Annotated in this window: 12 protein-coding genes; 5 read left to right on the top strand and 7 right to left on the bottom strand. The window is 60.3% G+C overall.

Annotated elements, in window-relative coordinates:
- Positions 1–388: 388 nt before the first annotated feature.
- Positions 389–823 (bottom strand): Lrp/AsnC family transcriptional regulator, encoded by a 435-nt coding sequence (locus BMW74_RS06855; RefSeq protein ID WP_093415511.1) that lies wholly within the window; start codon positions 821–823, stop codon positions 389–391.
- A gap of 139 nt (positions 824–962) precedes the next feature.
- Between BMW74_RS06855 and BMW74_RS06850 the strand changes: the two genes are divergently transcribed.
- The 5 genes from BMW74_RS06850 (at position 963) to BMW74_RS06830 (ending at position 7139) form a co-directional block, all read left to right on the top strand.
- Positions 963–4010 (top strand): aminotransferase class III-fold pyridoxal phosphate-dependent enzyme, encoded by a 3048-nt coding sequence (locus BMW74_RS06850; protein WP_093415509.1) that lies wholly within the window; start codon positions 963–965, stop codon positions 4008–4010.
- A 195-nt stretch (positions 4011–4205) separates the two neighbouring features.
- Positions 4206–4994 carry an ABC transporter substrate-binding protein gene (locus BMW74_RS06845; RefSeq protein WP_093415507.1) on the top strand — a complete coding sequence of 263 codons (789 nt, stop codon included), beginning with the start codon at positions 4206–4208 and terminating at the stop codon, positions 4992–4994.
- 63 nt (positions 4995–5057) lie between these two features.
- Positions 5058–5705 (top strand): amino acid ABC transporter permease, encoded by a 648-nt coding sequence (locus BMW74_RS06840; protein ID WP_093415505.1) that lies wholly within the window; start codon positions 5058–5060, stop codon positions 5703–5705.
- Positions 5706–5715: 10 nt separating this feature from the next.
- A complete protein-coding gene (locus BMW74_RS06835; protein ID WP_093415503.1) occupies positions 5716–6375 on the top strand; it encodes an amino acid ABC transporter permease in 660 nt (219 codons plus the stop codon).
- A 14-nt stretch (positions 6376–6389) separates the two neighbouring features.
- Complete coding sequence (locus tag BMW74_RS06830; RefSeq protein ID WP_175479160.1) at positions 6390–7139, top strand: amino acid ABC transporter ATP-binding protein; 750 nt, start codon at positions 6390–6392, stop codon at positions 7137–7139.
- Positions 7140–7150: 11 nt separating this feature from the next.
- Here the strand turns inward: BMW74_RS06830 and BMW74_RS06825 are convergent, their stop codons facing one another.
- From BMW74_RS06825 to BMW74_RS06800, 6 genes are read right to left on the bottom strand one after another with little or no spacing between them, the layout of a single operon-like run.
- Positions 7151–8281, bottom strand: coding sequence for a glycosyltransferase family 4 protein (locus BMW74_RS06825; RefSeq protein WP_093415497.1), 1131 nt, complete (start codon positions 8279–8281; stop codon positions 7151–7153).
- Positions 8282–9412 carry a glycosyltransferase family 4 protein gene (locus BMW74_RS06820; protein WP_093415495.1) on the bottom strand — a complete coding sequence of 377 codons (1131 nt, stop codon included), beginning with the start codon at positions 9410–9412 and terminating at the stop codon, positions 8282–8284.
- Positions 9396–10763, bottom strand: coding sequence for a glycosyltransferase family 4 protein (locus BMW74_RS06815; RefSeq protein WP_093415493.1), 1368 nt, complete (start codon positions 10761–10763; stop codon positions 9396–9398). Before BMW74_RS06815 ends, BMW74_RS06820 begins: the two co-directional genes overlap by 17 nt.
- Positions 10760–12013, bottom strand: coding sequence for an ABC transporter ATP-binding protein (locus BMW74_RS06810; RefSeq protein ID WP_093415491.1), 1254 nt, complete (start codon positions 12011–12013; stop codon positions 10760–10762). The genes BMW74_RS06815 and BMW74_RS06810 overlap by 4 nt, the downstream gene beginning before the upstream one ends.
- A complete protein-coding gene (locus BMW74_RS06805; RefSeq protein WP_093415488.1) occupies positions 12013–12810 on the bottom strand; it encodes an ABC transporter permease in 798 nt (265 codons plus the stop codon). Before BMW74_RS06805 ends, BMW74_RS06810 begins: the two co-directional genes overlap by 1 nt.
- A complete protein-coding gene (locus BMW74_RS06800) occupies positions 12811–14256 on the bottom strand; it encodes a mannose-1-phosphate guanylyltransferase/mannose-6-phosphate isomerase (RefSeq protein WP_093415485.1) in 1446 nt (481 codons plus the stop codon). It abuts the gene before it with no gap.
- Positions 14257–14258 lie beyond the last annotated feature (2 nt).

Below are 14258 nucleotides of genomic sequence, written 5' to 3'. Positions count from 1 at the left end.
GGTCGATACTATGCCCACTTTGCCGCATTAACAATGGTTTGAAGGGCGTTAAATGGAAAAAGAGGCCCTTGAATTGACCGGAAGTCCGGATTTAATAGTGAAATTGGTCACTGTAGTGCCAGATGCGCGCGTGCACGGCGCTTGAAAAACCAATCAATGGTAAGTGGTCAAGTTTGTGCAGCAGAATGTGATGCCGCTCGAGTTCCGGCCCAAGCAGCTCCACAAATCGGAGGCTGAGCAGATTCGCCTGGGTGCTGGCAGGGGGACCTTTACGGCCGATTCCAGCCTACGTTCGAAGAGGGATGTGGCGCATCATTTCAACGTGGGTTGGCCGGTGGGGCGGGATGGCTCAGGGCTTATTCAATCTTCTCACCACAGCCAGCCAGCTTCACTGCCGATCGATATCGCGCCGAAGCACGACGGCAGTGGTGATGTCTTCAACGGTTTCGTGACTGGCGACGGCATCTCTGACGCGATTCAGATCATCGATAGTGCGCGATTCGACCTCAATGACCAGATCGAGCTGGCCGCTGACCGAGGAGACGCGTCGTACCTGCGAGTTTCGGGCCAGGAGGTCCAGCAGGCCCATTGCTGGTGTGCGTTTAAGGCTCACCAGAAGGATCGCGCGAATGACGTTGGCATCGATTTCGCCAATATCAGCCCGGTAGCCCCTGATCACACCATTGCGTTCAAGGTTGATGACGCGTTCGCTGGTCGCACTTCTCGACAGTCCGATTCGCGCTGCCAGGGCCTTCAGGGCAATTCGAGCCTCTTTAGAAAGAATCTCGAGTATTTCTCGATCTTTCACGTCCAGGTCGCGCATCAGAACTCCCTAATTTGGCTGCCGAGTTTGTGCCGGTTGATTCCGACAATATGCAGGCTAAAGCCGACCGCATACCTACTGCCTTCACCGTTTTCGCATGCCAAGCTATCTGAAAAAAATGGCGCGGAAAACAATTACTATGACGAACCTTTCCCATCCTGCACCCCAGTTCTCGACGGCGGATGCCGAAAAGCTGGGTGAACAGCTTTTCAACGTTGTCGGCACGGCCACGCCGCTGGACGGCGAGCGAGACCGTAACTATCGGTTGAACACAGGAGCCGATGCAGGGTGGATTCTCAAGGTCGTCAACTCGACTGAACCACGCATTGAAAGCGAGTTTCAGACGGCGATTCTCAACCACCTCGCCCACTACAACCCCGAGCTTACCGTGCCGTCCCTCAAGAGAAGCCTGGCCGGTGATTTCCTGGCGTGTGCCGTGTCGCCCTCTGGCGAAACCCATGCGGTGCGCGTGGTCAGCTGGTTGCACGGAACGCCGCTTGCCGAGGTCAAGCGCACGTTCGAATTGATGCGCAGCCTTGGCCAATCCTTCGGTGAGATAGATCGTGCCCTGCAGGGTTTCATGCACCCAGGTGGGGTCCGCGATCTGGACTGGGATTTGCGTCACGCTGCCCGTTCGCGTGCACGCCTGCACTTCGTCAAGGACCCTGGCAGAAGGGCCATCCTGGAACGCTTCATTGAGCGTTTCGAAACCACGGTGCAACCGCAGCTTGCACGTCTGCGTACACAGATCATTCACAACGACGGCAACGACTGGAACATCCTCGTCGACGCCCAGGATCACCAGAAAGTCTCGGGCATCATCGATTTTGGCGATGCGGTGCACACGGTGCTGATTGCCGAAGTCGCGATTACCTGTGCCTATTCCATTCTCGACATGCAAGACCCGATTGGCGCCGCCGCCGCTCTCACGGCCGGATTCCATGAGAAGTACCCGCTGCAACCGGAGGAGCTGGATGTCCTCTTCACGCTCATTGCGATGCGCCTGGTGACCAGCGTCACCTTGTCGGCATCGCGGTGTGAGCAGACGCAAGACAATCCCTACCTTGCCATCAGCGAAGAGCCGGCTTGGCGCCTTCTGGAGCGGATGGATCGCATGAACCCTCGACTGGCGACGGCGATCCTGCGCAAAGCCTGTGGTTTTGACGCGATCGAAGGCGCGGGTGCGGTTCGCCGCTGGGTGGCCGAGAACCGCAAGTCCTTCGCCGATATCGTGCATCCTTCTGCGGCGACCATGAACAAGGCCATCGCTCCGTTCGGCGATGCTGCGCATGTGATGACGATCGCGTCAGCCGAGCAGCGTCCCGCGCAGGCAACGAAGTGGTGGAGCGATTTTGCGGCCGAGCACAAGGTGCCGCTCGGGATCGGGCCATGGGGCGAGGAAAGAACCATCTACACCGGCACGGCGTTTGAGTCGCGCTTCATTGAAGGGCAGCGGCGGATCATCCACGTCGGTGTCGACTTGATCATGCCCGCCGGCACGCCTTTGTATACGCCGGTTGCCGGCGTGGTGCAGAGCGTTGAGGTCGAGCGTGAGCCGCTGGGCTACGGCGGCTTGATCATGCTCAAGCATTCGCCTGACGGTTGCCCACCCTTCCTGACGCTGTGGGGGCACATGGCGCATGAGGCGCTGGCGCGGCTCAAGCCCGGTGATCACCTTGAGGCTGGCGCGCTGATCGGCTACATGGGCGCGGATCAGGAAAACGGTGGGTGGATCCCCCATGTGCATTTTCAAATGTCCACCGACACCGAGTTGAAAGCGAGCGAGTTCATCGGCGTTGGCGAGCGGGCTTATCTTGAGGTGTGGGCTGACCTTTTCCCTGACACATCGGCGCTCGCCGGGATTCCCCCAGAAACCTACAGCCAGGAAGGTCGCACCAAGGCAGAGCTGGTGGCCAAGCGTAAGGAACTGCTGCTGCCAAACTTGTCGATTTCCTACTCCGACCCGATCAAGTTCGTGCGTGGCGATGGCGTCTGGTTGATCGACAACTTTGGCCGGGCGTACCTGGATTGCTTCAACAACGTGTGCCATCTCGGCCACTGCCACCCCGATGTGGTGCAAGCGCTTGCGCAGCAAGCGTCACGCCTGAACACCAACACCCGTTACCTGCACGACAATATTGTTGAGTATGCAGAGCGGCTCACCGCAACCTTGCCCGACGGTTTGGCGGTCGCGTCCTTCGGCTGTTCAGGAACGGAAGCCAACAGCCTCATGTTGCGCATGGCGCGCAATCACACCGGGCGTAACGATGCCATCGTGCTGGATTGGGCTTACCACGGCACGACGCAGGAGCTGATTGACCTCAGCCCCTACAAGTACAAGCGCAAAGCCGGTAAAGGGCGTGCGGAGCATGTGTTTGAGGCGATCGTCCCGGATGCCTACCGTGCGCCGGACCACTGGTCGTTCGAAGAGATGGGTAAGCGTTTCGCTGAAAGCGTGGCGGATCAGATTGAGACCATGCGCAAGCAGGGCCGATCCCCGGCGTTCTTTTTGGCCGAGTCCATTCCCAGTGTCGCCGGGCAACTGTTCTTCCCGGACAACTACTTGAAAGAAGTCTATGCCATGGTGCGTGCCGAGGGCGGCCTGTGCCTGGCTGACGAAGTCCAGGTCGGCTTTGGCCGGGTCGGTAGCCACTGGTGGGCGTTTGAAACCCAGGGCGTGGTGCCGGATGCCGTCTCCATGGGCAAACCCATTGGCAATGGGCATCCGATGTCGGCGGTGGTGACCACGCGTGAGATCGCCGACAGCTTCAACAATGGCATGGAGTACTTCAACACCTTTGCCGGCAGTCCGGTTTCATGTGCCGTAGGGCTGTCGGTACTCGATGTGATCGAGCGCGATAACTTGAAACTCAACGCGCTGACGGTTGGTAACTATCTGCTCGACGGTTTCCGCAAGCTGCAGCGCCGCTACGAAGTAATAGGCGATGTGCGCGGGCAGGGGCTGTTCCTGGGGATAGAACTGGTCACGGATCGCAAAACGAAGGTTCCCGCCACGGCGCTGGCCAAGCAAGTCGCCGATGGCGCCAGGGAGCGTGGCATTTTGATCGGTACCGAAGGGCCCCACGACAATGTCCTGAAAATGCGTCCATCGATGATTTTCAGTCAATCAAACGCTGACTTTTTGCTTGAGGTGCTGGACGACAGCTTTAAAGCGGCACTCCAGTAGACCGTAGCGCGCCGCAGGGCCCTGAGGCGCGCTTTGGCAAGGCGACCGACATAGTGTCGGCCAACTCCGGCAATGTGTCAGGCAGGCTGACACCTTGCTGGGTGCTTTCCAGAATTGCCTATGCAAAGCTTTTCGTGAAGGTTGGGTGAAGAGCCCCAAAAACAATAAATAATAATTCTTCGAAGGTGCCATCCGATGCTAACCAAAAAGCTCAAGGGTTTGATTGTCGCTTCCACTGTGGCCGCCGCAGCGCTCATGTCCAGCGCCGCTGTTCACGCTGATGAGTTGCAGTCGATCCAGGATTCCAAAGAGATTCGTATTGCGATGAGCGGGCAATATTCTCCCTTCAGCTTTGCCAACGAACAGAACCAGATCGTCGGATTCGACGCCTCCATCAGCGAAGCACTGGCTGAGCGGATGGGGGTAAAAGTGACGATCATTACCACGCCATTCGACGGGATCATTGCCGGTCTTCTCGCGAAAAAATATGACGCCATTGTCGCGTCCATGACCATTACCCCGGAACGCCAGAAGGCCGTGGATTTCGTTGGGCCCTATTACCATGCCGGCCGGACGATCGTGGTCAAGGACGATTCCTCGATCAAAAGCCTGGATGACCTCAAGGCGGTCACGGTTGGCGTGACCCTCGGTGATGCTCACGATAAATGGGCCCGGGCGCGCGGCAACTTGAAGGTCAGAACCTATAAAGGTCTTCCCGAAATGCTGGTCGACCTGGAGGCCGGGCGCATCGATGCGATTGTGATGGACAGTGTGCCGGTGCTGGTCGCGGTCAAGGAAACCGGGCAGAAGGTACGCATCATTACCCCGCCCGATAGCGACGGTGGCCTTGAAGGCATGGGCATCGCCCTGCGCAAGAACAACCCTGAACTCAAGGCGGCGCTGCAGAAGGGCCTTGACGATATGCTCGCCGATGGCACCTACGAAAAGATCTCGATGAAGTGGATTGGCAAAGATATCCGCTGATTCATGTTGAGCAGGGCCCGACTTATCGTCGGGCCAGTCAATCGGACTTTTCTGAGCGTTCCCATGGATCTGACACTCATACAGCGCACACTCCCGTTTTTTCTGGAGGCGGCCTGGATCACGGTGCAAATCTCCGTACTTGCACTGCTACTTGGGTTTCTGGTCGCGATCGTGCTGGTTGCTGGGCGGTTGTCCACGGTGTTCGTATTTCGCTGCCTGGCAAGACTCTACGTCAGCGTTTTTCGCGGCACGCCCTGCCTGGTCCAGTTGTTCATCATTTACTTTGGCGGGCCGCAAATCGGACTTGAGCTGGAGCCGTTCGCCGCCGGCGTCATCGGTTTGGGCCTGAACATCGCGGCGTACATGGCGGAGTCTATTCGTGGCGCTATCGCCAACGTTGACCCTGGCCAGGAAGAAGCGGCGCGTTCAATTGGTTTCAGCAAGGGGCAAACCTTATGGCTGGTCACGCTGCCGCAAACGGCGAAGTTGATGATCCGGCCGCTGGGCGTCAACGCGGTCGCGTTGATCAAGGGTTCTGCATTGGTGTCGACGATCTCGGTGGTTGAACTTTCATACACGGCGCAACGCTTTATCAGTTCGACCTACAAGCCATTTGAGATCTTTACGGTGTCCGCGCTTCTTTATATCGCGATGGTCTACTCGGTCAGATTTATCGTTGACTATCTCGACAATCGCTTCGCGGCAAGGTGAGAGCATTCAGATGCAAAGCCTGGATCTAAGTATCGTCACACCCTATTCCGAACTACTGGCAACAGGCCTGTGGTGGACCGTGGTGATGTTTGTCAGCTCCAGCGTCTTGAGTTTGATGGCTGGGATAGCCTTTGCACTGATCGTGCTTTATGCACCTAAGCTTTTGGCCCTGCCGGTGCGTTTTATCACGTGGTTGCTGATGGGCACTCCATTGCTGCTTCAGCTGTATGTGATTTATTACGGCCTGGTGCAAGTGGGAATCGATATTCCGGCGCTGGCGGCGGGCATCATCGGCCTTAGCCTGCATTTCGCCGTCTACAACGCCGACGTTATTCGTGCCGGCGTGGTGTCAGTCGACCCCGGCCAGATCGAAGGGGCCCGGTCTATCGGCCTCAGCCGTGGGCAGACGCAGCGTTACGTCATCGTGCCGCAAGCGCTGCGCAGGACGATTGCGCCGTTGGGCAACAATCTGATCGTCCTGTTAAAGGACACCTCGCTGGTGTCCATCATCGGTATCGCGGAGTTGGTGTATAGCGCCCAGCGTGCCGTCAGCGAGACCTATAGCCCATTTGAGTTTTATCTGACGGTTGCGGTTATTTATTACGCCGCCAACCTTGTGCTCGAAGCCGGCCTGCACCTTCTCGAAAAAAAGGTAGAGATGTCACGATGACCCATACACAGTTCATGGTTGAGGTGAAGGGTGCTCGCAAGGCTTACGGAGCACTGGAAGTACTCAAGGGCATCGATCTTTCCGTCGCTCGCGGACAAATCATCGGCATTATCGGTCCCAGTGGGTCTGGCAAAAGCACACTGCTGCGCTCCATCAATCACCTGGAAGTACTGAACGACGGTGAGATCTGGCTGGAGGGTGAACAAGTCAATCGGCCGTTGAAAGGCCGTGCGTTTGAACAGCATATAAACGCTGTGCGCCAGCAGATGGGCATGGTGTTCCAGCACTTCAACTTATTCCCGCACTTGACCGTGTATGAAAACATCGCCCTTGGCCCGATAAAGCTCAAGGGCCTGACGAAAAAAGCGGCGCGCGAGTTGGCAATGGAATACTTGTCGAAAGTTGGCTTGGCCGACAAGTTCGACGAGTACCCTTCTCGCCTGTCGGGTGGACAGAAGCAGCGCGTGGCGATTGCCCGGGCGTTGGCGATGCAGCCCAAAGTCATGCTGTTCGATGAGGCGACGTCGGCGCTGGACCCCGAGCTTGTCGAAGAGGTCAACCTGGTCATGAAGCAGCTCGCTGCGGAGCACATGACCATGTTGATCGTCACCCATGAAATGCGCTTTGCCGGTGAGGTTGCCGACCGGATCGTCTTTATGGACGGCGGGGTTGTCGTGGAGGAGGGGACGCCGCAGGAAATCCTGCAACACCCTGTCCACGAGCGCACCCGGTCCTTCTTGAAGAAGCATCTGCACGATCGATAAGGTGCGCCTGCTTACGCATAGGACAGGGATTTCTCTTCCAGCAGCTCCCGATACAGCTCGGCCCACTGGCGTCCCATCTCATCGGCGGAGAACAGTTGTCGGTAGCGCGCCCCGGCCTTGACGCCCATGGCGGCGGCCTGGACCGGGTTGTCCCAGAGCGTGCGCATCGCCTCGCGAAAGGCCAGTGGATCACTCGGCGGCACGACCAGTCCGGTTTCGTTGTGGATGTTGATATAGCTGGTGCCGGTGCCGATCTCGCTGCAGATCATCGGCTTGCCATACATCGCCCCCTCCAGCAGCGAGATACCGAATGCCTCGGAGCGCAGGTGCGACGGGAAGACGATGGCGTAGCTCAGTTCCAGCAGCGCGACCTTGTCTTCGTCATCCAGGCGCCCGAGGAAGTGGAGGTTGCGCAGGCCCAATGCCGCGGCCTGGGCATGCAGCGCTTGCTCCAGTGGGCCGGCACCGACAATCACCACCGGGTAATCGACGTCCTTCAAGGCGTCGAGCAGGATGTGCAGGCCCTTGTAGTAGCGCATCACACCAACGAACAGGAAGAACTTATCCCCAAGCCGCTGGCGCCAGCGGTTCATGCGCGCGACATCGGGCTGTGGATAACCGGCTTTGTCCAGGCCATAGGGGATGACCCGGGTCTTGTCCTTGAACTGTTGCAGGACGTCACTGGTGTGCAGGTAGTTGGGCGACGCGGCGACAATGCGGTCGGCGCTGGCGAGGAAGCGGTTCATCAGCGGTCGATAGAGCTTGAGCAGGTGCTTCTGGCGAACGATGTCCGAGTGGTAGGTGACCACACAGGGTTTGTTCATGCCGCTGGCGAAATGCACCAGGTCCATGAATGGCCACGGGAAGTGGTAGTTGACCACGTCCGCTTCGGCGGCCAACTCACGGAACTGTTTGAACACGCTCCTGGAAAACCCGGTGGAGGCGAACTGGATGTCGAGCTTGGCACGATGCACTTCGTGCTGGCCCAGTTGCACCACGGGCGGGGTAGGGTCGGCGCTGAGGGTCAGCACTTGGCTGTCGATGCCCAGCTTGGCGCCGCTCTCGCACAACTGGTAGATCACTTGCTCGATACCGCCGAACGAGTCGGTCAGGTAGGTCTTGAAAAAATGAAGGACGCGCATTCAACCTCCCAATACCTGGCGATAGGCGCGAGCGGTAAGCGCTGCGCACTGTTGCCAGGAAAAAAGCTTTGCCTGTTGCAGTCCGGCTTCCCGGCATGCCTGCCAATGGGCTTGATCGTCGACCAGGCGCTTCATCGCTTCACACAGCGCCTGTGGATCGTCGGGCTCAACGTAGTTACCCGCCTGGCCAGCCACCTCGGGCATGGCCGAGCGGCGGGTCACGACCACCGGCGTACCGCTGGCCATGGCTTCCAGTACCGGCAGGCCAAAACCTTCATAGAGCGATGGAAAAATCAGTGCCCGGGCACCGGCCAGCAATTGGGCAACGTGCTCGTCCGGTAGATAGCCCAGCAGGCACACATCGCCTTGGGCCAGGGCCTGGCGCAGTTCATCGTTGAGCTGTTGGGTCTTCCAGCCGGCCATGCCGACAATCAACAACGGGTAGCGCTGGCGCATGCTCTCGGGCAATTGGGCGTGGGCGCGCAAGGCCAGGGACAGGTTCTTGCGCGGCTCCAGGGTGCCCACGCAGAGGAAGTAGCCTTGAGGCTCGACACCGTGGGCTTGCAGTACGGGCTTCAAGGCGTCGTTGTCACGGGGATGGAAGCGTGCAGCGGCGCCCAGCGGCGCCACCCTGAAATGTTCGGGTCCAAGACCGAAGTAGTGCTGGGCCTCATCGGCCACGAACTGCGAGTCGGTGAGGATCAGGCTGGCCTGCTGCACGCCCTGCGCGAGCCGGCGTTCGATTTCCTTCAAGCGCGCCGCCGGCTGTGTCGACGGGTAGTGCAGGTGGGTCAGGTCGTGCAGGGTGATGATGGTCGGCCCCTTGAACGCCAGCGGCCACAGGCTCGGTTCGTGATACAGATCGATGGCAGGCGTGCGGCCTTGGTCGAAGCGTCGTTGTTCCAGCCAGCGCCGGGCTTGATAGGCCCCGGGCACCTGGCGTAACAAGGGCGTGAGCCGCGAGTAGCCGGGCATGGCGGCGGTCGGCACCCGGGGGCTCCAACCCCAGCCGTGGAACAACGACAGCTGCAGGTCAGGCTCAAGGCCCAGGCCGTTGATCAACTCGACCAGGTAATGGCCAATGCCGGTGCGCGGCGCCTGCAGGATCCGGGCGTTAAGGGCAATCTGCATGTTGCCTCCCCACTGCCGCCGGGGCTGGGCGCACATGGCCCAGGACGCGTTCGACCAATTGTGCACTGGCTTCACGCCAGCCGATCCAGCGCCACTCGCTGACGTTGCGCTGTGCCGGGAAGGTGCCGCTGGTTTCCATGCCGATGATCAGGTCAGCCAGGCTCTGGGGGCTGGAGAGGTCGAAATAGGCCATGAACTCGCCACCAATCTCGCGGAACACCGGAATGTCGCTGCCCATGGCCGGCAAGCCGCGCTGCATGGCTTCCACCAGGGGCAGGCCAAAGCCCTCGACGTAGGAGGGGAACACCAACGCACGGGCGTGGGCATAGGCGTATTCCAGGCTGGTGTCGCTCAAGTCGTTGAACATGAACACGCGCCGATTCAGTTCCGGGTGTTCGCGGACGCGGGCCAGCAACGCTTCGCACTTCCAGCCGATGTGCCCGGCGATGCATAGCCGGGCCTTGGAACCGGTGGCCCAGGCCCGCTCGAAGGCATCGAGCAGGTAGGCGTGGTTCTTGCGCGGCTCGATGGTACTGACCATCAAGAACACCGGCTCCGGGGTCTCGAACAAACGGGCCAGGCGCGGCTCGACGCGAGCGTTGTCGGCCTGCAGGTCCAGCTCGCTGCCGAGGTGGAAATAGTCGAACCACACCGTGTCGGCGTGTGTTGGGCCGAGTCGGCGCTGCAGCTCTTCGCGGACCTGGTCGCGCACTGTCGCGGAGATGGTCATGTAGCCGTTGGCGGTGCGGGTGATCCAGTCGAACCACTGGTTGTAGGTCTGCACCAGCCGGTTGTCGTAGAACTGCGGATGGGTCAGGGGGATCAAGTCGTAGATGACCGCGACGATGTCCACGCCATCGCGCTTGAGCCGTTCGGCGAAGGGAAAGAAGTCGGTATGCCAGGACGAATCCAGCAAGATCAACTGATCGCCCGGTTGATGCTGCAGCGGCAGGCAGCGCTTGGGCATTTGCGAGGCGTAGAGCCGATTGATCAAGCGCAGCGGGAGGCTGAAACAGGCCAGTGCCGTGAGGCGATACAACACATACAGTGCGCGGCGGGTCCAGCGCGAAGCCAGGCGTTTATCCAGGCGCTTGTGCCATTCGCAGAAGCGGTGGGCCAGGCGGCCCAGGCGTGCGCCAAACTGCATCAGTTCATCGAAGAGCGGGATGTTGAGTGGCCCCAGTTGCAGCACGCGATGGAGTTTGCCCCGGAGCATGATCACGGGGATGCAGGGCACGCCGTTCACCGCGTCGGGCAGTTGATTGATGACGTTGCGCACCACCCGCTGAATCCCCGAGTTGACCTTGGGGTTGTGGAACACATGCGTGCACTCCACAAGCAGGCGGGTCATGGCGCAGTCTCCGGGACAACCTGTGCGGCGGTGCGGACGATGTCGGTCTTGGCGTCCAGCCACGCGCAGCCGACGAAGTCTTCGCGGCGGTTGTTGATGACGTGAAACACCAGGCCGTAGTCGCGCCATTCGAAGTTGCGGTCCAGGTGCGAGTCCAGCCGTGACAGGCTCAGGGCGACGGAGTAGTTGCCCTTGCCCAGGCCCATGATGAAGGCAAATCGATAGGTGATCTGTTCCCCGGCCTTGAGCTCGGTCAACGCCTGGTCCAGGCGGTGGGTGTTGATCCCGTACATCGGCTGGCCCAGGCGGTCTTTGATCATGAAGCCCAGCACCAGCCGCTCGATGTCCTGGCGGATTTCGACCTGGACCTCCAGCACCACGGGCTGGCCGACTTCGGCGGCATCGATGGGGCGTTCTTGTTCATTGAGCAGGCGCACCCGCAGGATGCCGGCCTCACCGGTGCCGGAAATAGTGCGCACCTGGCCATCGGCGAGTTGCTCCTGACGCACGGTCTGGCCTTCACGTTCGGCGAGTATGGCGTTGTAGTAGTCCATGACGGCTTCAGGCTTGTCATACATGGCCATGCGACCGTTCTCCAGGAGAATGGCCGAATCGCAGATGGACTGGATCGCCGAACGGTCGTGGGAGACGATCAACAGGGTCGTGCCGGCCTTGCGGAAGCTGCGGATGCGCTCGAAGCTCTTGTGCTGGAAATACGCATCGCCCACCGACAGCGCTTCGTCGACGATCAGGATGTCCGGACGGCGGGCGGTGGCCACGCTGAACGCCAGGCGCATCTGCATGCCGCTTGAATAGGTGCGCACATGATGGTCGATGGCCTCGCCGATCTCGGCGAAGCGTTCGATCTCGGGCATCAGGGCTTCGATTTCCTTAATCGACATGCCCAGCAGTTGTCCGGCCATGAATGCGTTCTGCCGGCCAGTGAAGTCGGCATGAAAGCCCATGCCCAACTCCAGTAGCGCGGCAACTCGGCCTTCCAGCTGAATCTGGCCACAGGTGGGTTGGGTCGTGCCGGTGATCATCTTCAGCAGGGTGCTCTTGCCCGCACCGTTGACGCCGACAATGCCAACTGCCTCACCGGGTGCGATCTCGAAGTTCACATCCTGCAGCACCCAATGCTGGCGATGGCGCACCGGTGAGAACGGGATCAGCCATTCGGCCAGGCGGCTCCAGCGCGAAGGATACTGTTTGTAGGCCTTGCCCAGGTCGGTTACACGAATGGTTCCCATCAGAGTTCATCCACCATTTCACCGACCCGCTGGCGAAACAGCCGCAGCCCGATCACGCAGAACAACACGGCAAGCACCAGGGCCGGCAACAGCGAACTCCAGACCGGCCATTGACCGTAGACGAACAGGTTCTGATAGCTGCTCATCAGGCCGGTCAGGGGGTTGAGTTGCAACAGGCGCTGGATCGGCTCGGGCAGGATCGAGATCGGGTAGACAATCGGCGTCAGCCAGAACCAGAACTGCAAGACAATCCCGTAGAACTGCCCGACATCACGGAAGAATACGTTGAGGACGCCGAGGACCATGCCCAGTCCGGCGCAGAACAGTATTTGCAAGGCGACCAGCGGAATCAGCGCCAGCAGGGCCATGCCGGGCAGGCGCCCGGTGATCAGCAGGAAGCCGACGAACAGGGCGATGATGATCGCAAAGTTGATCCCGGCATTGAGCAGCACGATCACCGGCAAACAGATCTTGGGGAAGCTGATCTTTTTCAGCAGGTTGGCATTCTCCAGAAACATGTTCTGGCAGCGCAGGGTGATCTCCGCGAACAGTCCCCAGGCCAGCAGCCCCGCGCACAGGTAGATGCTGTAGGCCATGCCGTCATCGATACCCGGTAGCTTGGCGCGCATGATGTGGGAAAAGATCACCGTGTAGACAACGATCATCGACAACGGGTTGAGCACCGTCCACAGCGCCCCGAACAGTGAGTTGCGATAGCGCGCCTGGAACTCGCGCTTGACGCTGCCGAAGATGAAGCCTCGGTGGCTGCTCAGGGATCGAAACAGGTTGAGGACCATTCAGGGCGTCCTTCCGTATTGGTCTTCGAAGCGCACGATGTCGTCTTCGCCCAGGTACTCGCCGCTCTGCACCTCAATGATCACCAGGTCGATTACCCCGGGGTTTTCCAGGCGATGCTTGTGCCCGGCGGCAATGAAGGTGGATTCGTTCTTGGCTACCAGGTGCGTACCGGTCCCATTGTTGGTGACCTTGGCCATGCCTTCGACCACTACCCAGTGTTCGTTGCGATGGTGGTGCATTTGCAGCGACAGCTTGGCCCCGGGCTTGACCACGATGCGTTTGATCTTGAAGCGCGGGCCTTCCTCCAGCACGGTGTAGGTGCCCCACGGCCGGCTGACGGTGCGGTGCAGGCGGTAGCTTTCGTGTGCTTTGTCCTTGAGTTGCTTGACCACCTTGCGCACGTCCTGGGCGCGGTCGGCGTGGGCCACCAGCACGGCGTCGGGGGTATCGATGACAATCAGGTGTTCCACACCCAGGGTCGCCACCAGGCGCCCGTCGCTCTGGACGAAGTTGCTGTGGCTGTCGATGAACAGTGCTTCGCCGCTGGCGCGGTTGCAGTGTGCGTCGGCCGGGATCAGGGCACTGACGGCGTTCCACGAACCGATGTCGCTCCAGTCGAAACCGGCGGGGATGACCACCACCTTGTCGGAGCACTCCATCAAGGCGTAGTCGATGGAGATATCGGTCATCTCGGCGAAGTGTGCCGCCGCCAACTCCTGTTGCAGGCTACCACCGGTTTCGACCGGGGCGCTGACAGCCAGGCACGCCGTGGCTTGTTCCAGCAACTGCGGGGCGTGGAGGCGCAATTGGGCCAGGACGGTACCGACCGAGAAGCAGAACATGCCTGAGTTCCACAGGAAGTTGCCGCTTTCGAGGTAGTGCGTGGCGGTTTGCAGGTCGGGCTTCTCGACGAAGCGCGCGACCCTGGCGGCGCCCTGGTCATCAAGGTGCTCGCCGCGCTCGATGTAGCCAAACCCGGTTTCCGGCGCGGTAGGCTTCACGCCGAACGTCACCAGGTGACCAGCTTCGGCCAGGCGCACCGCGTGGGTGACAGCGCGCTTGAAGGCTTCTTCATCCTGGATCAGGTGGTCGGCGGGCATCACCACCATGATTGCCTGGTCACCGTGCAGCGCTTGCAGCGACAAGGCCGCGGCGGCGATGGCCGGGGCGGTGTTGCGGCCCACCGGTTCGAGCACGAAGTGGCCGCGATGATGGCCGCCCAGGTCGGCATCCTGGAAGTGATCCTTGCTTTGGAAGTAGTAGTCACGGTTGGTCACCGTGACGATATCGCCGTGGCTGCCGAGCAGTGCCGCGGCCCGTCGATAGGTCTTGCACAGCAGCGTCTCGCCGTCGGGCAGGGCCATGAACGGCTTGGGGTGGCCCTCGCGGGAAACCGGCCACAGCCGCGTGCCGGCGCCACCAGAAAGAATCACAGGTATCAGCATGG

It is taken from the genome of Pseudomonas sp. ok272, from assembly GCF_900109995.1.
Classification (GTDB): Bacteria; Pseudomonadota; Gammaproteobacteria; order Pseudomonadales; family Pseudomonadaceae; genus Aquipseudomonas.
Note: the sequence above shows the minus strand (reverse complement) of the source record. Positions and strands in the feature narration are given on the sequence as shown.

What these genes read in the sequence shown, in the direction of transcription:
- BMW74_RS06855 (WP_093415511.1), bottom strand. Translation starts at nt 823, where the DNA reads ATGCGCGACCTGGACGTGAAAGATCGAGAAATACTCGAGATTCTTTCT.
- BMW74_RS06850 (WP_093415509.1), top strand. Translation starts at nt 963, where the DNA reads ATGACGAACCTTTCCCATCCTGCACCCCAGTTCTCGACGGCGGATGCC.
- BMW74_RS06845 (WP_093415507.1), top strand. Translation starts at nt 4,206, where the DNA reads ATGCTAACCAAAAAGCTCAAGGGTTTGATTGTCGCTTCCACTGTGGCC.
- BMW74_RS06840 (WP_093415505.1), top strand. Translation starts at nt 5,058, where the DNA reads ATGGATCTGACACTCATACAGCGCACACTCCCGTTTTTTCTGGAGGCG.
- BMW74_RS06835 (WP_093415503.1), top strand. Translation starts at nt 5,716, where the DNA reads ATGCAAAGCCTGGATCTAAGTATCGTCACACCCTATTCCGAACTACTG.
- BMW74_RS06830 (WP_175479160.1), top strand. Translation starts at nt 6,390, where the DNA reads ATGGTTGAGGTGAAGGGTGCTCGCAAGGCTTACGGAGCACTGGAAGTA.
- BMW74_RS06825 (WP_093415497.1), bottom strand. Translation starts at nt 8,281, where the DNA reads ATGCGCGTCCTTCATTTTTTCAAGACCTACCTGACCGACTCGTTCGGC.
- BMW74_RS06820 (WP_093415495.1), bottom strand. Translation starts at nt 9,412, where the DNA reads ATGCAGATTGCCCTTAACGCCCGGATCCTGCAGGCGCCGCGCACCGGC.
- BMW74_RS06815 (WP_093415493.1), bottom strand. Translation starts at nt 10,763, where the DNA reads ATGACCCGCCTGCTTGTGGAGTGCACGCATGTGTTCCACAACCCCAAG.
- BMW74_RS06810 (WP_093415491.1), bottom strand. Translation starts at nt 12,013, where the DNA reads ATGGGAACCATTCGTGTAACCGACCTGGGCAAGGCCTACAAACAGTAT.
- BMW74_RS06805 (WP_093415488.1), bottom strand. Translation starts at nt 12,810, where the DNA reads ATGGTCCTCAACCTGTTTCGATCCCTGAGCAGCCACCGAGGCTTCATC.
- BMW74_RS06800 (WP_093415485.1), bottom strand. Translation starts at nt 14,256, where the DNA reads ATGCTGATACCTGTGATTCTTTCTGGTGGCGCCGGCACGCGGCTGTGG.